Here is a 16185-nt window from a genome sequence, read left to right on the forward strand (position 1 = left end):
TTGACGCGCTGCTGCCGAATTCTTTGCGTACGCTGGCCGTACCGCTGGTCTGAACGCAGAAAGGTCTAACGTGCGCAGCTCTGTTTTCGGCAATCTCGACTCCCAGTCGCTGCCCCCGGGGTTCGCCCTCCAGAACGGCAAGATGCTAAGAGTTCAGCTGCCGCACGAAGTCCTGGCCAAGCAGGGCTCCATGGTCGCCTTCCAGGGGCGGATGGACTTCGACTACGAAGGCGGAGGCGTCGGCAAGCTGCTCAAGAAGGCCATGACGGGCGAGGGCGCGGCGCTCATGCGCGTGCGCGGCGAAGGGCTGCTCTACCTCGCCGACAATGCCGACGACATTCACCTGTTCTATCTGGAGAACGAGGGGATCACCGTCAACGGGCGCAACCTGCTGGCGTTCCAGCCGCAGCTCACCTGGGACATCCAGCGCGTGCAGGGCGCCGGGATCGCGGCGGGCGGGCTGTTCAACACGACGGTCACCGGGACCGGGTGGGTGGCGGTGACCACGCACGGCACGCCGGTGCTGCTCGACGCCGCCCGCATGCCCACGTACGCCGACGGCCAGTCCGCGGTGTGCTGGAGCACCGGGCTGCACGTCGGCGTAAACCGGACGATGAAGGCGGGGGCGCTGATCGGGCGCGGCAGCGGGGAGGCCATGCAGCTGACGTTCAACGGGCAGGGATTCGTGCTGGTGCAGGCCAGCGAAGGGGCGCCCATCGTCACCGGCCAATGAGCGCCCCGCGCGGCCCGGCGGAGGTCAGGAGCAGGTCGGCGTGGGAGCAGCGTTCGTGCCGCTCCAGGAGGCGATGAAGCCGAACGTCGTCGACGCCCCGGGCGTCAGCGAGCCGTTCCAGCCCACATTGCGCACGGTCACCGAAGAGCCGCTCGTGCTCAGCGTGCCGTTCCAGAGCTGACTGATCTGCTGCCCGTTCGCGAACGTCCACTGCACCGTCCACCCGCTCAGGGCCGCGGCGCCGGCGTTCTTGACGGTGACCTCGCCCTGGAAGCCGTTCTGCCACTGGTTGGCGATCTTGTACGTGGCCGTGCAACCGCCCCCTGGAACGGTTGGCGTGACGGTAGGCGTGACCGTCGGCGTGGAGGTGCCCGGCAGGGCGCTCACCAGGGCCGGGTACCACTTGTCGGACATCTTCTGGTCACCCGCGGCGTTCGGGTGCACGCCGTCGTAGGTGTCCGCGCTCGTGCTGAATCCCGTCCACTGGTCGACCACCGTGATCGGCGACTGCTGGGTGGTGGTCGCGGCGGCCCAGGCTGGGATGGCGTTGTTGAAGTTCACGGCGCGCTGGCCGCAGTCGGCGCAGTTGGACGGGGTCATGGGAATGATCTTGGCGACGATGATCTTCATGTTGGGGTTGCTGGCCCGCATCTGGTTGACGAGCGTCGTGAACGCGCTGAGGATCGTCGCCGGCGCGATGTTGCTCCACACGTCGTTCGTGCCGAGGTGCATCAGGACGATGTCGGGTTTGGTCGCGGAGAGCCAGCCGGGCAGCTGGTTCTGGTTGGCGATGTTGGTGGCAAGATAGCCGCCGTGGCCCTCGTTGTCGCCGTCGTGCGAGACGCCGCAGCCCTGCGTGGGGAGCGTGCCGACGAAGTCGATGTTGGTGTGGCCGGTGCTCTGGAGCCGGTTCCAGAGCAGGGCCCGCCAGCAGCCGGGGGATCCGGTGATCGAGTCACCCAGGGGCATGATCCTGGTGGCGGCGGCGCCGCTGGCCTGCGTGGTCATCGCGAATAACACCGCCGCGGCCAATGCCAGCATCGCCGCCAGCAAAGTGCTGGTCCTGCGCATCGTCTGCTCTCCCGTCGTAGCCTGCGCAGATCGTAAGAAGCGCTCCTACGACGGGAAAGGCGACTCGGTACGCACAGGCCGATGACCTGTGAAGACGCCGTGTAACTTTCAGGCCTGCCCCCGGCGGACCACCACCAGCGGGCAGGGCGCGTGGTGGAGCATGGCCTGGCTGATCGAGCCCATGAGCATCCCGGCAAGCTGGCTGTGCCCGTGCGAGCCGACCACCAGCAGGTCCGACCCCTTCGCCGCCTCCCTCAGCACCTCGACGGGATGGCCGTGTACGACCTCCGTCACCACGTCAACCCCGGGATGCCGATCCCGGTACGCGGCCAGCAACTCGTTCATTTCCCGCAGCGCGTCCCGCTCGCTGTCGGGGTCGGCGGGCTCGAAACCGCTCGGATGCGGCCAGGCCCACGCGTGTACGGCGCGGAGCCGCGCACCGCGCAATGCGGACTCGGCGAAGGCGAAGTCGATCGCCGGCCGGACTCCTGGTGAGCCGTCGACCCCGACCACGACCTCGCCCTGCGGCCTCGAAGGGCGCTCGCGTACCAGGACCACGTCCGTGACCGCGTGCGCGGCCACCCCGTACGCGACGGAGCCCACCAGCAGCCCGCGCATGCCGCCGATCCCCCGGCTGCCGACAACCAGCAGCTCGGCTTCTTCCGCGGCTTTGACCAGGGCGGATCGGGGGTCGCCCGGCAGCAGGAGGGTCTCGACGGTGATCTCGGGCCGCTCGCGGAGCGCCCTGTCCCGCGCCGAGATGAGCACCGTCTTCGCGCCCTCGCGCATCCACCGGCCCACCTCGGCGTAGCGGCCGTGGGTCTCCTCGCACACCCACTTCGGAACGGCGTGCGCCACGGTCAGCGGCGCGCGACGCAGCGCCGCTTCCGTGGCGGCCCAGCCGGCGGCGTCCAGCCCCGTGCGCGAGCCGTCGACGCCCACGATGATCATGGAACTAGCTCCTTAGGCGAACGCGTAGCACTCCACCTCCGCGCGGCGGAACAACAGTCCCCTGGCCGTGGAGTCGCGGAGGCACTGCTGCTCTGCCCGGCTGAGTTTGAGCGTGCCGCAGACGGTCACGCCGGAGTAGGTGCGGCAGTCGAGCTTGTTGTTGATCCTGCCCACGCGGTATATCTCCCTGACCGCCGACCGGCATCTTGCCTTACCGGTGTTGGCGTAACGGCACTGGGAGATGAGGGTGTCGTACTGCTGCTGACTCACTTCTTGCTGGCCTGTACCGTCCGCGAAGGCGGCGGTCACGCTGGACGTGGCCAAGACCACGAGTCCTGCGACAGCTGCGATCTTTTTCATAGTTCCCCTGATGGGGACCATACCGCCGAGGCTGCTCGTCAAACCTCGGCGGACGTCATCCCGGGCGGAGGCCCGCCCGGCTCCCCGGGACCAGGCTGGCTTATCGGGAGAAGGCGCGACAGCGAGAAGACCGCCAGGCGTCGACCGCCCCGGTCATCCTTTGACCGACCATTGGATGATCAAGGGAGTAGCTTTGCCATCCTCGCCGCGTGGTCAGGGGATGGGGGCCAGCATCCGGTGGGGCGACTCGAGGGCGCGGCTGACCGCGTCGTTCCTGTTGCCCTCGAGGCCGGGGCCCGGCCGTACCTCCACCTCGTCCAGCGGGACGTGGCGGCCGCAGGCCGGGCAGTGCGCCAACTCGAGCCTGGTGTCGCAGGTCACGTGGTGGAACAGGCGGCGCGGACCGCGGTCGCTGAGATGCCGCTCGCCCCACTGCGCCAAGGTCAGCATGGGGATCCAGAGCTCGCGGCCCATGGGGGTCAGGACGTACTCGTCGCGCGGCGGGGTGTCCTGGTAGCGGCGCTTGGCGAGGACGCCGGCCTCGACGAGGGCGGTGAGCCGCTGGGAGAGCACCGCTCGGGGGATGTCGAGGTGGGCGAGGAAGTCGCCGTAGCGGCGCACGCCGTACATGGCGTCGCGGACCACGAGGAGCGTCCACCGCTCGCCGATCACCTCCAGAGCCTTGGCCAGCGAGCAGTCCTGGCCGTCGTAGTTCTTGCCGAGCGCCATGGAGTCCACTTTAGTTCATTCATTGAACCGTGCTAGCGTGCGCGGCATGAGTTCAATGACCGAACCGACTGTGGAGCGGGGGGCGACGCTCGCCGTGGCGTCGTCGGCGCCGCTGCTCGTGCTGATGAACTACACCGTGCCGATGGTGACGCTGCCGCAGACGGCCGCCTCGCTGGGCGCGGGGCCGACCGGGCCGGTGTGGATCCTGGGGGCGATCGCGCTGGGCTTGTCGTCGCTGTTGCTGGTCTCCGGCGGGCTGGCCGACGACTACGGGCGCAGGCGGGTGCTGGTGGCGGGCACGGCGGTGCTGGCCGGTGCGAGCGTGGTGGCGGCGGTGAGCACGTCGGTGCCGGTGTTCGTGGTGGCCAGGCTGGTGCAGGGCGCGGCGAGCGCGGCGATGCTGGCCGCGAGCCTGGGCATCGTGGGTCATGCCTACCCGGGAGGGATGGAACGGGTGCGGGCCAGCGGGCGGTACGGGGCGATGATGGGGCTGGGCACGGCGCTCGGGCCGCTGGTGTCCGGGGCGCTGGCGACGGTGGCGAGCTGGCGGGCGGTGTACTGGCTGATGGCGGCCTGTGCGCTGGCGTTGGCCGTGGTGTCCGCCCGGGTGCTGGAGGAGTCGCGGTCGGCGCTGCCGCGCAGGTTCGACGTGCCGGGGGTGGCGCTGCTCAGCCTCGGCGTGGCCGCGCTGGTCGTGGGGTGACGGAAGGGCGGGTCGGGTGGTCGCGGCCGGTCGTGCTGGGCGCTTTCGCGGTGGCGGTGGTGCTGGTGGGGGCGTTCGTGGCGGTGGAGCGGCGGCGGGAGGAGCCGCTGATCGACCTGGAGCTGTTCCGGCGGCCGGCGTTCCTGGTGGCGACGGGCGGAGCGCTGGTCGTGGGGGCGGCGGTGGTCGGGCTGCTCAGCTACCTGCCGAGCGTGCTGCAGGCCGTGCACGGACTGACGCCGCTGGACGCGGCGCTGCTGTTCTGCGTCTGGTCGGGCCTGTCGTTCGTGGCCTCGCTCCTGGCCAGGCACGTACGGCTGGGCACGGCTGCGCGGCTGGCACTCGGCCTGGGGCTGAGCGCGGCCGGATTCGTTGGCCTGCTGGGCGTGGGCGGCTCGCTACCCCTTCCGCTGGTCGTCGCCGGGCTGGCGGTGAGCGGGGCCGGATCCGGGCTGATCAACTCCTCGATCACGCAGCTGGCGATCGACAGCGTGCCCGCCCACCGGGTGAGCATGGGCTCCGGGGCCAACAACACCGCCCGCTACGTCGGTTCCTCGCTGGGAGCGGCCGCGGTGGCGGCCGTCATCGGCGCCTTCGGCTGGGTTCAGGGGACGGCGATCTCGGTGGCGGCCTGCATCGTGCTCATGGCCGTCACGGCGGTCGCCGCTCTGGCCACGCCCGCCCGGCTCCGGCACGGACACCGATAAACCGTCCGTGCAATCTCATCCAGATGGGGTAGGGCCTCCGTTGGAAGATTCCTTCGACCGTCTCGAAGGAGGTTTGGAATGAGCACACCGGAAGTCGGCAAGACCGTTCAGGACGTGATGCACCGCGGAGCGGAATGCATCGGCGAACACGACAGCCTGCGCAGGGCTTCGCAGATGATGCGTGACCTGTCGGTCGGCGCGCTGCCGATCTGCGGGGACGACGACCGGCTCAAAGGGATCATCACCGACCGGGACATCGTGATCAAGTGCTGCGCCGAGGGCAAGGACCTCGACCAGACCACGGCGAGCGAGCTCGCCAAGGGGCTGGTTTGGGTGGATGCCCACAGCAGCGTCGAAGAGGCGCTGCAGAAGATGGAGCAGCACCAGATCAAGCGCCTGCCGGTGATCGACAACCACCGGATCGTGGGCATGGTCAGCGAGGCCGACCTGGCAAAGGAACTGCCGGACAACAAGCTCGCGGAGTTCGTCCACAGGGTCTACGCGCCCTCGTAGACGACCCCCGTCCGGACCGATCACGCGAATGGGGCTCCAACTGGGGCCCCATTCGCCATGAAAAGAGTGCAACCTTTCGCCCCTTGGGTCGCGTTGGAAACAGGCGAAAGGAGAGCACATTGGATCGTCACGACGGCTTCCGCGAGTTCGTGCTCGCCCGCCAGCAAGCGCTGATGCGGACCGCGTACCTGCTCGCAGGAGACGCCCACCTGGCCGAGGACCTGCTCCAGAGCGTGCTGACCAAGGTCGTCGGACACTGGTCCAAGCTGTCCAGGGACGGCAACCCCGAGGCGTACACGCGCAAAGCGCTGGTCAACCAGTACATCTCCTGGAGGCGCCGGCCCAGTCCCGAGTTGCCGAGCGCCGACCCGCCCGAGTACGGCGCCTCCCATGACGAGGCCACGCTCGACCGGATCGTGCTGCGCCAGGCGCTGGCCAAGCTGACCCGCAAGCAGCGGGCCGTGATCGTGCTGCGCTTCTGGGAGGACCTCACCGAGGCGCAGACGGCCGACGCGCTCGGCTGCTCGATCGGCAACGTCAAAAGCCAGACCCATCACGCGCTGGCCCGGTTACGCGAGCTCGCGCCCGAGCTGACGGACCTACGCATCCAGGAGGTAGCCCGATGACCAGGCTGCGCGAGGCACTGAAGAACCTCGCGGAAGATGCCCCGCCGGTGAACCTGGCCGACGTGGCCATCGCGGGGCACCGGCGCAGGCAGCGGACCCGGCTGGCGGTGACCGCCGTCGCGACGGCCGCGGCGCTGGTGGCGACGACGGCGGGCGCGACGGCGTTCTGGCCCCGTGGCGGCCAGGTTGCCACGCCGCAGCGCGTGGGCACGGTGCCCGAGCTGCCCGACGGCAAGGTGGGGGCGATCAGCCACGCGTACCAGCCGCCGTGCTACGTATCCGAGGATCGGCGGGTCATCGACTGCCGCAAGGTGGAGTGGCAGGTGGTCACCCGCACCGGCACGACCTACCGGGTGCCGCAGGCGCTGGTCACGACCTCCAAGGGCAACGACATACCGGTCGCGGTCAGCCGGGACGGGCGCATGCTCGCCTATTACAGCCGTGCAGCCCAGGCCCACGTGGTCCGCGACCTGGTGAGCGGCCAGGAGACGACCTCCCCCGTCGCGGTGAAGGAGGACCAGATCAAGATGGGCAACCAGCTCGTGGTCTCCGACGACGGCCGGTACGTGGCCTTCGACCCGCACGTGAATCACAAGGAGCCGGGCCTCCTGATCGACATGCGCACCGGCAAGACGGTGTCGATCCCGCGCGAGTACGAGCCGATCAGCATCAAGGACGGCGTCGTCGAGCTGGTCCGATACGTCAAGACCGACCTGTGGCTGATGCCCGTCGCCGGCGGAGGCAAGCCGGTGCGCTTCGAAGGCGCGTACATCAACTTCAGCGAGCTCGCTCCGGACGGCCGCACGGTGGCCGCCAGGTATTTCAAGGATCTCGAGGCCGGCACGCCGCTGCTCAGCCTGCTCGACACCAAGACCGGGCGGACCCTGCGGAAGGTGCCTGTCCGCGGCCTGCCGAAGCACAGCGGCATCTTCCGCACCTCCGTCTGGCAGAGCCCGTCCGAAGTCGTGGTCCTCTCTCTGGCCGGGAAGTCCAACAGCACCTATCTGGTCAACGTCAACACCGGAAGGGCCCGGCACCTGGCTAACTACTCCCCCAAGCTCATGAACCGCCTGATCCTGCCTGGAACCGCGGGCGGGAAGTAGCCGCTGTTCGGTCTCACCCGACCCGGGGCAATCTCACCGATCATGAGGCATTCGCTCGAATGCCTCATATGTGTAAGCCGACTCGCAAGCACGGGGGGCGGTGAACCTCGGATCGACCTCCCTGTAAGGTCGCCGATATGCAGATCATCAAGGGTGCGGGTGAGTGGGCGCAGCCGGCTGCCGGGACTGCCAACGACTGGGTTGAGCAGCTCAAAGTGCCAGACCTGTCCATTGGGACGTACTGCATCCCAGCGGGCGGGGTCGACACCCAAAGCCCGCACACCGAGGACGAGATCTATGTGGTGACCGCAGGTCGGGCCCGGATCGTGACGCCGAGCGGCGAGGCGGAGGTCCGCCCCGGCGCGGTGATATTCGTCCCCGCAGGCGAGGAACACCGCTTCGTGGACATCGCGGAAAATCTGGCGCTGCTGGTCGTGTTCGGCCCTGCCTACGGCTCGCGCGCGGACTCCCGGGCTTGACCCGCGCTCAGCACCCGTGAAACGCAGATCTGCCTCATGATCGGTGAGACGACTTCGGCTTCGTGAGTCTCACCCGATCTAAGGCACCGCAGGTCAGGGCCTTTTCTGTACCTCAAGTCCAACAAGACAGGACAGCCGCGAGGGCGAAGCCGGCCGCCGTCAAGGGCCAGGCGCAGCTGTCGGCGGCGCCTGGCCCCGGAGAGGCGCCGCCGAGGGTCGTCAGATTCGGTCGGCGGCGATGAGGAGGTACTGGAAACTGCCGTCCCGGTACGCCTCGAGAAAGGCTTCCTCGATCCCGGTCGCCAGCTTGGTCTTGGCGCGGAGCTCCCAGTACGGGATGGTCGCGGCGGTGAGGTCGATGACGTTGATGGGGACGAGGCGGTTGGCCGCCAGTTCCTTGAAATAGGTGCTGCGGGGGTGGATGTCGCAGATGTAGTGGGCGTTGATCTGGCTGACGGCTCGGGACGGCAGGCCGTAGGCGTCGTTGTAACACCCGGTGATGCACACGTACCGGCCGCCGCGGCTCAGGAGGCGGGAGTGCTCGGCGAACAGCAGGGAGAGCTCGACGTACATCGTGCTCTCGTTGTTCCAGATGGCTTGGAACGATCCAGTCTCGAATCCGGTGTCGAGCATGTTGCGGAAATGGAAGCGCACCTTGTCGGCGACACCGCGCCTCTCGGCCTGCTCGTTGGCGAAAGCGACCTGGGACTCGGAAATGGACACGCCGTCGACGTGGCAGCCGTACCTGAGGTTGACCAGGAGGCTGGAGCCGCCGCGGCCCGAGCCCGCGTCCAGCACCCGGTGGTCCGGCCGCAGCGGGCCGAGCTTGCTGATGAGGGTGTCGGCCTGCGCGTGCTCGAGCCGGTGCAGCTCCTCGATGACGCGTTTCTCGCGGTTCTCCTCCGGGCCCTCCAGGACCGACCAGTCGGCTTCTCCGATGCCGTAGTGGTGGTGGTAAATGCCGTCGACCTCGCCCAGGCGCAGGTTGACGGGGTTCTGCTCCGAGTTCCAATAGTCGGCGACCGAGTGCTGGTAGTAGGTGCTGAGGACGGGTGTGGCCGTCATCGGCGGGACTCCTTTCTCTATGACTGGTATCTGCTGCTGGTGCTGTGCCATTCGAGGCAGCCGGCCATCCACGCCTGCGCCCCGCGCAGGAAGCGCTTCAGCTCGAGTGACGGGACGGTGGCGAGTTGTTGCTGGCTGGCTTCGAAGCCTCGGACGAAGTCGTTGTGCATGGCGACGGCGAGCTCGGTCGCCTCGCGGGTGGAGCAGCCCTGCTCCGCGGCGATGAGCAGGATCACGTTGGAGTCGGGGAGCTCGTCGGCCGCTTCCCTGGCGACCGAGTGGAGGTCGTTGACGAGCACGCTGGCGGTGCCCGCCTGCATGAGCGCGGTGTGGAACCTGCTGTCGAAGAAGAGGTTGGCGGGCAGCTCGTACCCGCCGACGATGTCGATGAGGGTCATGGACGTGTAGAAGCTGTCGTGCTGCCGGGCCGCGAGATAGCGCCACACGGGCGGCGGCGTCTCCAGGTAGCGCCAGGCCGCGTACGCGGTCCAGCTCACGTACATCTGGGATGTGATGTTGCAGACCCGCCCCACCTGCGAAGGCGTGGCGTGGCGGCGCACGTGGCCCGCGGCCGATCTCAGCGAGACCAGGACCGGGTCCGCCTGGATCGCCTCTTCGAGCTGCCGGGTGTAGTCGCCCGCGGGCGGGGGCGGGTCCATGGCCGACGTCACGAGGGCGAGCCGGGGCGGGAGCTCGGTCGGCGTCGCGCCCAGCTCGGTCTCGTCGGCGTAGTAGTCGTCGGCGGCCCACCAGGCGGCGTTCATCTGGGCCGCGACCAGCAGCAGGTCGGAATCGTCGGTGTCGGGGTGGGCGAGCATGGCCAGCCGCCCGTACCCGGTCGCGTGGAACTCCGCCAACCGCCCCTCGTGGATGCCGACCCGCTCCGCCCAGGCCAGCAGCCGCCGGTCCACCTCGTCGGCGAGCTCCTGGTCGTCCCTGACGGTCTCGGGGCAGTACAGCGGCGGGTACGACCCGTCGCCCCACGGCCGTTCCCGGTACGGCAGCGGGGCGAGGCTGTGCCGGTACATGGCGCCGCGAAGCGCGTGCGCGGGGTCCACCGGGGCGGGCCTGGGGGGCTCGTGCCCGTCACTTTCCGCGGGCCATGGCGCGGTATGGCGCTCCACCGGCGGCAGGCGCAGCGCGGAGGTCCCGAGGCCGGTGGGGCCTGCTGCGATGTCGGGCATGACGCCGCCCCCTTCCTAGACGCGCGGGGCGGCGATGTCGACGTTCTCGAGGATGCCGATCGCGTCGGGCACCAGGATCGCCACCGAGTAGTAGGCGCTGACCAGGTACGACATCACGGCTTGGGCGTTGATGCCCATGAAGCGCACGTTCAGCCCCGGCTCGTGCTCCTCCGGGATGCCGGTCTGGTAGAGGCCGACGACCCCCTGGTCCTCCTCCCCCGTGCGCAGCGCCACGATGGAGGTGGTGTGGTGTTCCGAGATCGGGATCTTGCCGCAGGGGAAGATCGGGACCCCGCGCCAGGCCGGGATCTCGTGGCCGTCCACGTCCGCGCTGCCGGGCACCAGCCCGCGCTTGTTGCACTCCCTGAAGAACGCGGCGATCGCCTTGGGGTGGGCGAGCAGCAGCCGGGTCTTGCGCCGCATGCTGATCAGGTCGTCCAGGTCGTCGGGGGTCGGAGGGCCCGACCAGGTGCTGATCCGCTGGTCGTACGCCGTGTTGTGCAGCAGGCCGAACTCGCGGTTGTTGAGCAGCTCCCACTCCTCGCGCTCGCGGATCTCGTGGACCGTCAGGCGCAACTGCTGCTCGAGCTGGCTCATCGGGTCGTTGTAGAGGTCGGCCACGCGCGTGTGGACGCGCAGGACGGTCTGCGTGACGTTGAGCTCGTACTCGCGGGGATGGAGGTCGTAGTCCACGAACGTGCCGTCGATGACCGGCTCGCCGACGTGCCCGGAGGCGATCGCGACGGCCGCCTCGCCGCGGCGGTTGACCGGCTTGCGCATCTCCTCCAGGTAGCGCTCGACGTGCGCCCGCAGGGCGGGCGACCCGTCGAGCAGCCGCTGGAGCTCCTGCCGCGGCGACACCAGGATCGTGCCGGCGGTGGCGGCCCTGACCGTGTACGGCCAGCGCGGGCTCTCGTGCTCGAGCACCTCGTCGCCCAGGTGCTCGCCGTCGGTGGTGACGCCGAGAAGCTGCGTCTCCCCGTAGTCGCCGACGGCCATCCGGTTGAGCCGGCCGTGCGCGATGACGTACATCTCGGTGATCGGGGTGCCGGCCTCGGCTACGACGTCGCCCGCCTGGACCTCCCGCGGCGCGAACGTCGAGGCGATCGCCGTCAGCACGTCGAGGTCGTCGAAGCCGCGCAGCGGGGGAAGCTCAGGGAGCGTCTCGGGGATGATGCGCACGTCGTCCGCCCCGTTCAGCACCACGCTCACCCGGCCGTGCCCGACACGGTGCGTCAGCCTGCGGTTGACCCGGTACGTTCCGCCGCGCACATCGACCCACGGCAGCCTGCGCAGCAGCCAGCGGGAGGTGATGGCCTGCATCTGCGGGCGCGTCTTGGTGGTGGTGGCCAGGTTGCGCGCGGCCCGAGTGTCCAGGCTCAAGCGCGGCTCCGTAGACATGTTCCCTCGCAATCACTCGCGTGTGACAGCTGGTGCACAACCGAACGTAATCAGCCGAGCTCATTACGTAGAGTTGCCTGACGGTCACCTAGCGCTTACCTCGGTGCGAGAGTGATCTAGCGAGTAGGGGCGCGCCCCAAGGGCCTTCCTCACTCGTTGTGCTCTGCCCGGCCCTGCCTCCAGTAGCCCATGAAAGCCACCGCGCGCCGGTCCATGCCGCGGTCGGCGACCAGGTGCCGCCGCAGGGCCCTGATCACCGCCGCCTCGCCGGCCAGCCAGGCGTACAGGGGCTCGTCGCTTCCTTCCTGGGGCACCTCCCAGAGCTCCTCCGCATCGACGTCCACGTCGTCGAAGGTGTCCGGCGCGGCCAGGGACGGCAGCAGGCGGTCGGCGGCCGCCCGTACGGCCGGCTCCAGCAGCTCTCCGCGCTCTCTGTCGCGCCTGGCCAGCCACTGCACCTTCACCTGGCTGGCCGTCTCGACGCGGAGGAAGTCCTCCTCGCAGGGGACCTCCATCAGCGCCGTGCCCTCAAAGTGCGCCGGGAGCCGTTCGAGCGTCGCGCAGATGGCCGGCACGGCGGTCTCGTCCCCCACGAGCAGCACGGTCTTGGTGCCCTCCGGAGGCTGGAACACCATGTTCCCGTGGCTCCCCGGATGGCGGGCATCGGGCCCGAACAGCACCGCGACGTCATCCGGCCGCACGACCTGTGCCCACCGCGCGACCGGCCCGTCGCCGCCGGGGTGCATGACCACGTCGACGTCCACCTCGCGGTCGGCCTGCCGGACCAGCCTCGCCGTGTACGTCCGCAAGGGGTTGCGCTTGTCGTCCTCCAACTGGCGCCACCTCAGGAACCAGTCGGGGCCGGTGGGGAGGTGGGCCAGGCCATGGCCGGGGAGGGGGAGGATGAGCTTGATGCGCTGGTCATAGCCGTTGTCGGCGAACAGGTGCAGGTCCGCTCCGGTGAAGGTCACCCGGAGGAACGTCGGGCTCAACCGTTCCAGTCTGGCCACGCGGACGTCGAACATGCGAAAGGGCTCCACCAACGCCCGCCTCCAAGTCTATTAGGTGAGGCTAACCTAACTCATCCTGCCTGCCGGCGAAAGGCAGGAGGTGCAGACAGCCGCACCCCCCTACGGCAGCGGGCCGCGCCCCCGGCTCGTCGCGACGCAGGTGCTGACGGCCGCCTGCGGGGTACTCCTATGAGGCGGACGGTGCGGCCGTGCTGGGCGCCGTGGTCGCGCCTCCGTTCGCGGCGGCTGCCGGACCAGGAAGGACTTCATGCCGACACCCACCGGCCCCGGCACCGGCCGGCGGCCGCCCTACTTCGGACAGCGCGGCTACTTCGCCGGTCGCGCGATCTCCGAGCTCGCGCAGGAGCTGCGCGCGGGGCGCACCACGTCGGTGGAGCTCACCAGGCACGCGCTCGAGGCCGTCGCGGCGCTCGGCCCGGCGCTCAACGCGTTCATCTCCGTGGACGTGGAGGGCGCGATGGCCGCGGCGGGCCACGCCGACGGCGAGCTGGCGCGCGGCGTCGACCGGGGCCCGCTGCACGGCCTGCCCGCCGCAGTGAAGGACGTCATCATGGTGGCGGGCCTGCCCGCGACCATGGGCTCGCGGCACTTCGCCGATTACGTCCCGGACGCCGACGCCGCCTGCGTGACCCTCCTGCGCCAGGCCGGGGCCGTGATCGTCGGCAAGACCAACACCCACGAATTCGCCTACGGCCCGACCGGCGACCGCTCGGCCGCCGGCCCGTGCCTCAACCCGCGGGACACCTCCCGCATGCCGGGCGGGTCCAGCAGCGGCAGCGCGGTGGCAGTGGCGGCGGGCATGGTCCCGCTCGCCCTCGGCACCGACACCGGCGGCTCGACCCGCATCCCCGCGGCGCTGTGCGGGATCGCCGGCTTCAAGCCCGCGTACGGGGCGATCCCGGCGGACGGCGTCTTCCCCTTGGCGAGCTCCCTGGACCATGTCGGCCTGCTCGCGGGAGACGCGCAGGACTGCCTCATCGCCTACCGGTCCCTGGTGCCCGATGGCGCAGGCGCGGGCGCCCCACGTGCGGGCTGGCTCGATCCCACGGCCTTCTTCCCCTGCGAACCGCAGGTGGTCCGTACGGCACGCGAGGCACTGGAGGCCGGGACCGGCCCGCTGGAGGAGCGCCGGCTGTCGCCGGAAGACGCCGGCGAGCTGCACGAGACGTTCACCGCGATCCAGAGCAGCGAGGTGGCGGCCGTGCACGCGGAGCGCATGGCGGACAAGCCCGCCCTGTTCGACAGCGAGGTGCTCGAACGCCTGCGTGCCGCCGCCACGGTCCCCGGCTGGCGGTACGTACGCGCCATGCGGGCCAGGCCCCGGCTGGCTGGAACGGTCGCCGCGCTGTTCGAGCGCTATGACGTGCTCGCGATGCCGACCGTCCCCATCACCGCCCCGCCCCTCGGCCGCAGGGAGGTCGAGGTGGACGGCACGCTCGTCTCCGTACGGGACGCCCTGCTCTCGCTGACCAGCCCATGGAGCCTGCTGGGCCTGCCCGCGCTGAGCGTCCCCGCGGGAACGGTGGACGGCCTGCCGGTCGGACTCCAGCTCATCTGCCGCCCCGGGCACGAGCATCTGCTCTTCCACATCGCCGCCCAAAAGGGGCATTGACGAAAAATCCTTACATGGTACTCATAGATCAAGTCGGAAAGCTTCAGGACCCTCCAGATGTCCAGAGCTCACCCTAGGAGGACGCGCATGGCGCGCACCCAGCCCCCCGACACCCCCATCGACTTATACGCCGCAGTCCGAGGAGAGGTCTCCTGGTTCTGCTGCGGCACCGCCTGGGGACCGTGCAGCACCACAGGCAAGGGCGCCTGCGGCACCTGCAACTCCGGCAGCCTCCAGCACGCCTGGCCCAACACCTCCGACGCCTGCTGGGCCATCACCCGCCCCGACACCTGCGGCTTCAACCTCTCCCGCCGGACCTGCGGTTTCCAGCACCGCACCACGAACCTGTGCAGCGGCGTCAGCGTCGTCACCTCCATCGCCGACTGCGGCCCGCAGACCGACCTGTTCTGCGGCGAGCGCAGCTGCTGCGGCTCGACCTGTGCCACCGACCGGATCATCGACCTCACGCCCGCGGCGTACAGCAAGATCGCCAGCCTCTCCACCGGTCTGCGTCCCTGCTCGATCGACGCGGCGTGAGGGGGGACGATGACCAGCAGAAGAGACATGCTCAAGTCCGCCCTGCTCGGCGGTGGTGCCACAGTCGTCGCCGCGACCGCGCTGGGCTCGCTCGGCCCGGAGGCGGCCTTCGCCCGCTCGGCGCCCGACGTCGAGCCGGGCGCCCCTGACCCCAACTTCGCCGAGGGCAGGATCCGTTCGATCAAGGACAACACGCTCCTCGTCCTGGGCTCCAACATGGTGTTCCACAGCATCAAGATCGTGGACGGCACGAGCCTGTGGAAGCTCGGCCCCGTGCCGTTCGACGAGGCCAAGCCGGGAGACGGCCTGTACGCCCGCGGCGTGCGGATGCCGGATGGCGTGCTGGCCGCCGAGTCGGTGTGGCTCAACATCGTCAACATCAAGGGCCACATCAAGAACATCACCGACAAGACCCTTCACCTCGATCACAACGGGCAAGAGGTGCTGTGCCATGTCGTGGCCGGCAAGTCGGTCGCCGTCCACTCCGAGTCGCCGCCCACCGCGGACCTGTCCATGCTGAGGGTGGCCCAGCACGTGCAGATCCTCGGCGCCTGGCGGCCGGACACGAACGAGGTCGACATCGCAACCGTCTTCTCCCCCCACTAGGAGCAAGCCAGATGCACGGGATCGCCGCGACGCAGCCGTACGTGATCGCCCTGTTCCTCGTCTGGGCGGGCCTGATGAAGCTGTTCAGCCGCAGGATGCGGGCGCGGGCCGGGCAGACCGCCCTGGCCCGGCTGGTCGGCGCGGCGCGCGCGGTCCCGGCGCTCCGGCTCGTCGGACTGGTCGAGCTCGCGGTGGCCGCCGCGCTGCTGGCGCCGCCCCTCTCCCCGTGGGCGGGTGCGGCCGCCGCGCTGCTCTCCGCCGGATTCCTGGCGTATCTCACCTATTCCTACGTGGCCGCGCCCACGGCGTCGTGCGGCTGCCTGGGCGCCCACTCCCGCCCGGTCGACCTGCGTGCTTTCGCCCGTGCGGGTCTCCTGCTGGCCGCGAGCCTCCTGGCGATCCCGGCGGATCCGCACGCTCCCCTCGTGGCGCTCGGCCTGGCGGAGGCCCTGGCCCTCCTGGCTCTCTCGGCCGAGCTGGACCGCCACTGGCTCACCCCCTTGCGACAGCTCCTCGTACGGCTGCGCCGCCCGCTCGCCGTGCCGCCGTCCGAGCACGTCCCGCTTGGCACCTCGCTGCACCTGCTCTACCGCAGCCCCGCGTACTGCTCGGCGTCGGCACAGCTCACCTCGGACGTCCAGGACACCTGGGACGAGGACGGCCTGCGGTTCGTCGTCTACGGGGCCCGCGAACGGACGGCCGTCTTCGCCGTCCCCCTCACCGGCAACGACCCCTCGGCCGTCCTGGTCACCCTCGTGGGGTCATGACAGAAGG

The 16185-nt window shown here is 69.9% G+C and carries 19 protein-coding genes; 11 read left to right on the forward strand and 8 right to left on the reverse strand.

The annotated features are described in order from the left end of the window. Positions 1 to 70: 70 nt before the first annotated feature. Positions 71 to 733, forward strand: a complete 663-nt coding sequence (locus ACIBVN_RS32410) for an AIM24 family protein (RefSeq protein WP_397142889.1) — start codon at positions 71 to 73, stop codon at positions 731 to 733. 24 nt (positions 734 to 757) lie between these two features. On the opposite strand, the gene ACIBVN_RS32415 is transcribed toward ACIBVN_RS32410, so the two are convergent. The 4 genes from ACIBVN_RS32415 to ACIBVN_RS32430 form a co-directional block, all read right to left on the reverse strand. Then, a complete protein-coding gene (locus ACIBVN_RS32415) occupies positions 758 to 1804 on the reverse strand; it encodes a cellulose binding domain-containing protein (RefSeq protein WP_397142891.1) in 1047 nt (348 codons plus the stop codon). 108 nt (positions 1805 to 1912) lie between these two features. Next, entirely contained in the window at positions 1913 to 2755 is an 843-nt protein-coding gene (locus ACIBVN_RS32420) for a universal stress protein (protein ID WP_397142893.1), read from the reverse strand. Between the two features lie 12 nt (positions 2756 to 2767). Next, on the reverse strand, positions 2768 to 3115 hold the full coding sequence (locus ACIBVN_RS32425; RefSeq protein WP_397142895.1) for a hypothetical protein: 348 nt from the start codon (positions 3113 to 3115) through the stop codon (positions 2768 to 2770). 213 nt (positions 3116 to 3328) lie between these two features. Then, positions 3329 to 3844, reverse strand: coding sequence for a winged helix-turn-helix transcriptional regulator (locus tag ACIBVN_RS32430; RefSeq protein WP_397142897.1), 516 nt, complete (start codon positions 3842 to 3844; stop codon positions 3329 to 3331). A 46-nt stretch (positions 3845 to 3890) separates the two neighbouring features. Here ACIBVN_RS32430 and ACIBVN_RS32435 point away from each other — a divergent pair, with 46 nt between their 5' ends. The 6 genes from ACIBVN_RS32435 (at position 3891) to ACIBVN_RS32460 (ending at position 7975) form a co-directional block, all read left to right on the forward strand. Next, positions 3891 to 4547: an MFS transporter gene (locus tag ACIBVN_RS32435; RefSeq protein ID WP_397142899.1), complete on the forward strand. Its 657-nt coding sequence runs from the start codon at positions 3891 to 3893 to the stop codon at positions 4545 to 4547. Beyond that, positions 4544 to 5254, forward strand: a complete 711-nt coding sequence (locus tag ACIBVN_RS32440; RefSeq protein WP_397142901.1) for an MFS transporter — start codon at positions 4544 to 4546, stop codon at positions 5252 to 5254. The genes ACIBVN_RS32435 and ACIBVN_RS32440 overlap by 4 nt, the downstream gene beginning before the upstream one ends. A gap of 78 nt (positions 5255 to 5332) precedes the next feature. Then, the gene (locus ACIBVN_RS32445; RefSeq protein WP_349456026.1) at positions 5333 to 5767 is read left to right on the forward strand and encodes a CBS domain-containing protein; all 435 of its coding nucleotides are present in this window, start codon (positions 5333 to 5335) and stop codon (positions 5765 to 5767) included. Between the two features lie 119 nt (positions 5768 to 5886). Continuing rightward, a complete protein-coding gene (locus tag ACIBVN_RS32450; protein ID WP_397142904.1) occupies positions 5887 to 6393 on the forward strand; it encodes a SigE family RNA polymerase sigma factor in 507 nt (168 codons plus the stop codon). Then, positions 6390 to 7496 (forward strand): hypothetical protein, encoded by a 1107-nt coding sequence (locus ACIBVN_RS32455; protein WP_397142906.1) that lies wholly within the window; start codon positions 6390 to 6392, stop codon positions 7494 to 7496. Before ACIBVN_RS32450 ends, ACIBVN_RS32455 begins: the two co-directional genes overlap by 4 nt. A gap of 137 nt (positions 7497 to 7633) precedes the next feature. Beyond that, positions 7634 to 7975 carry a cupin domain-containing protein gene (locus tag ACIBVN_RS32460; RefSeq protein ID WP_349458432.1) on the forward strand — a complete coding sequence of 114 codons (342 nt, stop codon included), beginning with the start codon at positions 7634 to 7636 and terminating at the stop codon, positions 7973 to 7975. Between the two features lie 219 nt (positions 7976 to 8194). Here ACIBVN_RS32460 and ACIBVN_RS32465 read toward each other — a convergent pair whose 3' ends face one another. The 4 genes from ACIBVN_RS32465 to ACIBVN_RS32480 all read right to left on the reverse strand — a co-directional run bounded on the left by ACIBVN_RS32465 (position 8195) and on the right by ACIBVN_RS32480 (position 12650). Beyond that, positions 8195 to 9040 carry a geranyl diphosphate 2-C-methyltransferase gene (locus ACIBVN_RS32465; protein WP_397142908.1) on the reverse strand — a complete coding sequence of 282 codons (846 nt, stop codon included), beginning with the start codon at positions 9038 to 9040 and terminating at the stop codon, positions 8195 to 8197. A 17-nt stretch (positions 9041 to 9057) separates the two neighbouring features. Next, complete coding sequence (locus ACIBVN_RS32470; protein ID WP_397142910.1) at positions 9058 to 10224, reverse strand: family 2 encapsulin nanocompartment cargo protein terpene cyclase; 1167 nt, start codon at positions 10222 to 10224, stop codon at positions 9058 to 9060. A 15-nt stretch (positions 10225 to 10239) separates the two neighbouring features. Further along, on the reverse strand, positions 10240 to 11625 hold the full coding sequence (locus tag ACIBVN_RS32475; protein ID WP_397142912.1) for a family 2B encapsulin nanocompartment shell protein: 1386 nt from the start codon (positions 11623 to 11625) through the stop codon (positions 10240 to 10242). A 149-nt stretch (positions 11626 to 11774) separates the two neighbouring features. Then, entirely contained in the window at positions 11775 to 12650 is an 876-nt protein-coding gene (locus ACIBVN_RS32480; RefSeq protein ID WP_397142914.1) for a siderophore-interacting protein, read from the reverse strand. A gap of 253 nt (positions 12651 to 12903) precedes the next feature. Between ACIBVN_RS32480 and ACIBVN_RS32485 the strand changes: the two genes are divergently transcribed. The 4 genes from ACIBVN_RS32485 (at position 12904) to ACIBVN_RS32500 (ending at position 16178) form a co-directional block, all read left to right on the forward strand. Continuing rightward, positions 12904 to 14268, forward strand: a complete 1365-nt coding sequence (locus ACIBVN_RS32485) for an amidase (RefSeq protein WP_397142916.1) — start codon at positions 12904 to 12906, stop codon at positions 14266 to 14268. A gap of 87 nt (positions 14269 to 14355) precedes the next feature. Next, complete coding sequence (locus ACIBVN_RS32490; RefSeq protein WP_397142918.1) at positions 14356 to 14805, forward strand: hypothetical protein; 450 nt, start codon at positions 14356 to 14358, stop codon at positions 14803 to 14805. Positions 14806 to 14814: 9 nt separating this feature from the next. Next, on the forward strand, positions 14815 to 15411 hold the full coding sequence (locus ACIBVN_RS32495; RefSeq protein WP_349456018.1) for a cell wall protein: 597 nt from the start codon (positions 14815 to 14817) through the stop codon (positions 15409 to 15411). Between the two features lie 11 nt (positions 15412 to 15422). Continuing rightward, entirely contained in the window at positions 15423 to 16178 is a 756-nt protein-coding gene (locus ACIBVN_RS32500) for a MauE/DoxX family redox-associated membrane protein (protein ID WP_397142920.1), read from the forward strand. Positions 16179 to 16185 lie beyond the last annotated feature (7 nt).

Origin of the sequence: Nonomuraea sp. NPDC049400, from assembly GCF_044466425.1 — a bacterium.
Taxonomy (GTDB): domain Bacteria; phylum Actinomycetota; class Actinomycetes; order Streptosporangiales; family Streptosporangiaceae; genus Nonomuraea.

Bases quoted from the DNA above. Each gene is read 5' to 3' on its own strand.
- ACIBVN_RS32495 (WP_349456018.1), top strand. From the start codon at position 14,815: ATGACCAGCAGAAGAGACATGCTCAAGTCCGCCCTGCTCGGCGGTGGT.
- ACIBVN_RS32420 (WP_397142893.1), bottom strand. From the start codon at position 2,755: ATGATCATCGTGGGCGTCGACGGCTCGCGCACGGGGCTGGACGCCGCC.
- ACIBVN_RS32435 (WP_397142899.1), top strand. From the start codon at position 3,891: ATGAGTTCAATGACCGAACCGACTGTGGAGCGGGGGGCGACGCTCGCC.
- ACIBVN_RS32460 (WP_349458432.1), top strand. From the start codon at position 7,634: ATGCAGATCATCAAGGGTGCGGGTGAGTGGGCGCAGCCGGCTGCCGGG.
- ACIBVN_RS32500 (WP_397142920.1), top strand. From the start codon at position 15,423: ATGCACGGGATCGCCGCGACGCAGCCGTACGTGATCGCCCTGTTCCTC.
- ACIBVN_RS32445 (WP_349456026.1), top strand. From the start codon at position 5,333: ATGAGCACACCGGAAGTCGGCAAGACCGTTCAGGACGTGATGCACCGC.
- ACIBVN_RS32465 (WP_397142908.1), bottom strand. From the start codon at position 9,040: ATGACGGCCACACCCGTCCTCAGCACCTACTACCAGCACTCGGTCGCC.
- ACIBVN_RS32455 (WP_397142906.1), top strand. From the start codon at position 6,390: ATGACCAGGCTGCGCGAGGCACTGAAGAACCTCGCGGAAGATGCCCCG.
- ACIBVN_RS32425 (WP_397142895.1), bottom strand. From the start codon at position 3,115: ATGAAAAAGATCGCAGCTGTCGCAGGACTCGTGGTCTTGGCCACGTCC.
- ACIBVN_RS32430 (WP_397142897.1), bottom strand. From the start codon at position 3,844: ATGGCGCTCGGCAAGAACTACGACGGCCAGGACTGCTCGCTGGCCAAG.
- ACIBVN_RS32470 (WP_397142910.1), bottom strand. From the start codon at position 10,224: ATGCCCGACATCGCAGCAGGCCCCACCGGCCTCGGGACCTCCGCGCTG.
- ACIBVN_RS32480 (WP_397142914.1), bottom strand. From the start codon at position 12,650: ATGTTCGACGTCCGCGTGGCCAGACTGGAACGGTTGAGCCCGACGTTC.
- ACIBVN_RS32490 (WP_397142918.1), top strand. From the start codon at position 14,356: ATGGCGCGCACCCAGCCCCCCGACACCCCCATCGACTTATACGCCGCA.
- ACIBVN_RS32485 (WP_397142916.1), top strand. From the start codon at position 12,904: ATGCCGACACCCACCGGCCCCGGCACCGGCCGGCGGCCGCCCTACTTC.
- ACIBVN_RS32475 (WP_397142912.1), bottom strand. From the start codon at position 11,625: ATGTCTACGGAGCCGCGCTTGAGCCTGGACACTCGGGCCGCGCGCAAC.
- ACIBVN_RS32415 (WP_397142891.1), bottom strand. From the start codon at position 1,804: ATGCGCAGGACCAGCACTTTGCTGGCGGCGATGCTGGCATTGGCCGCG.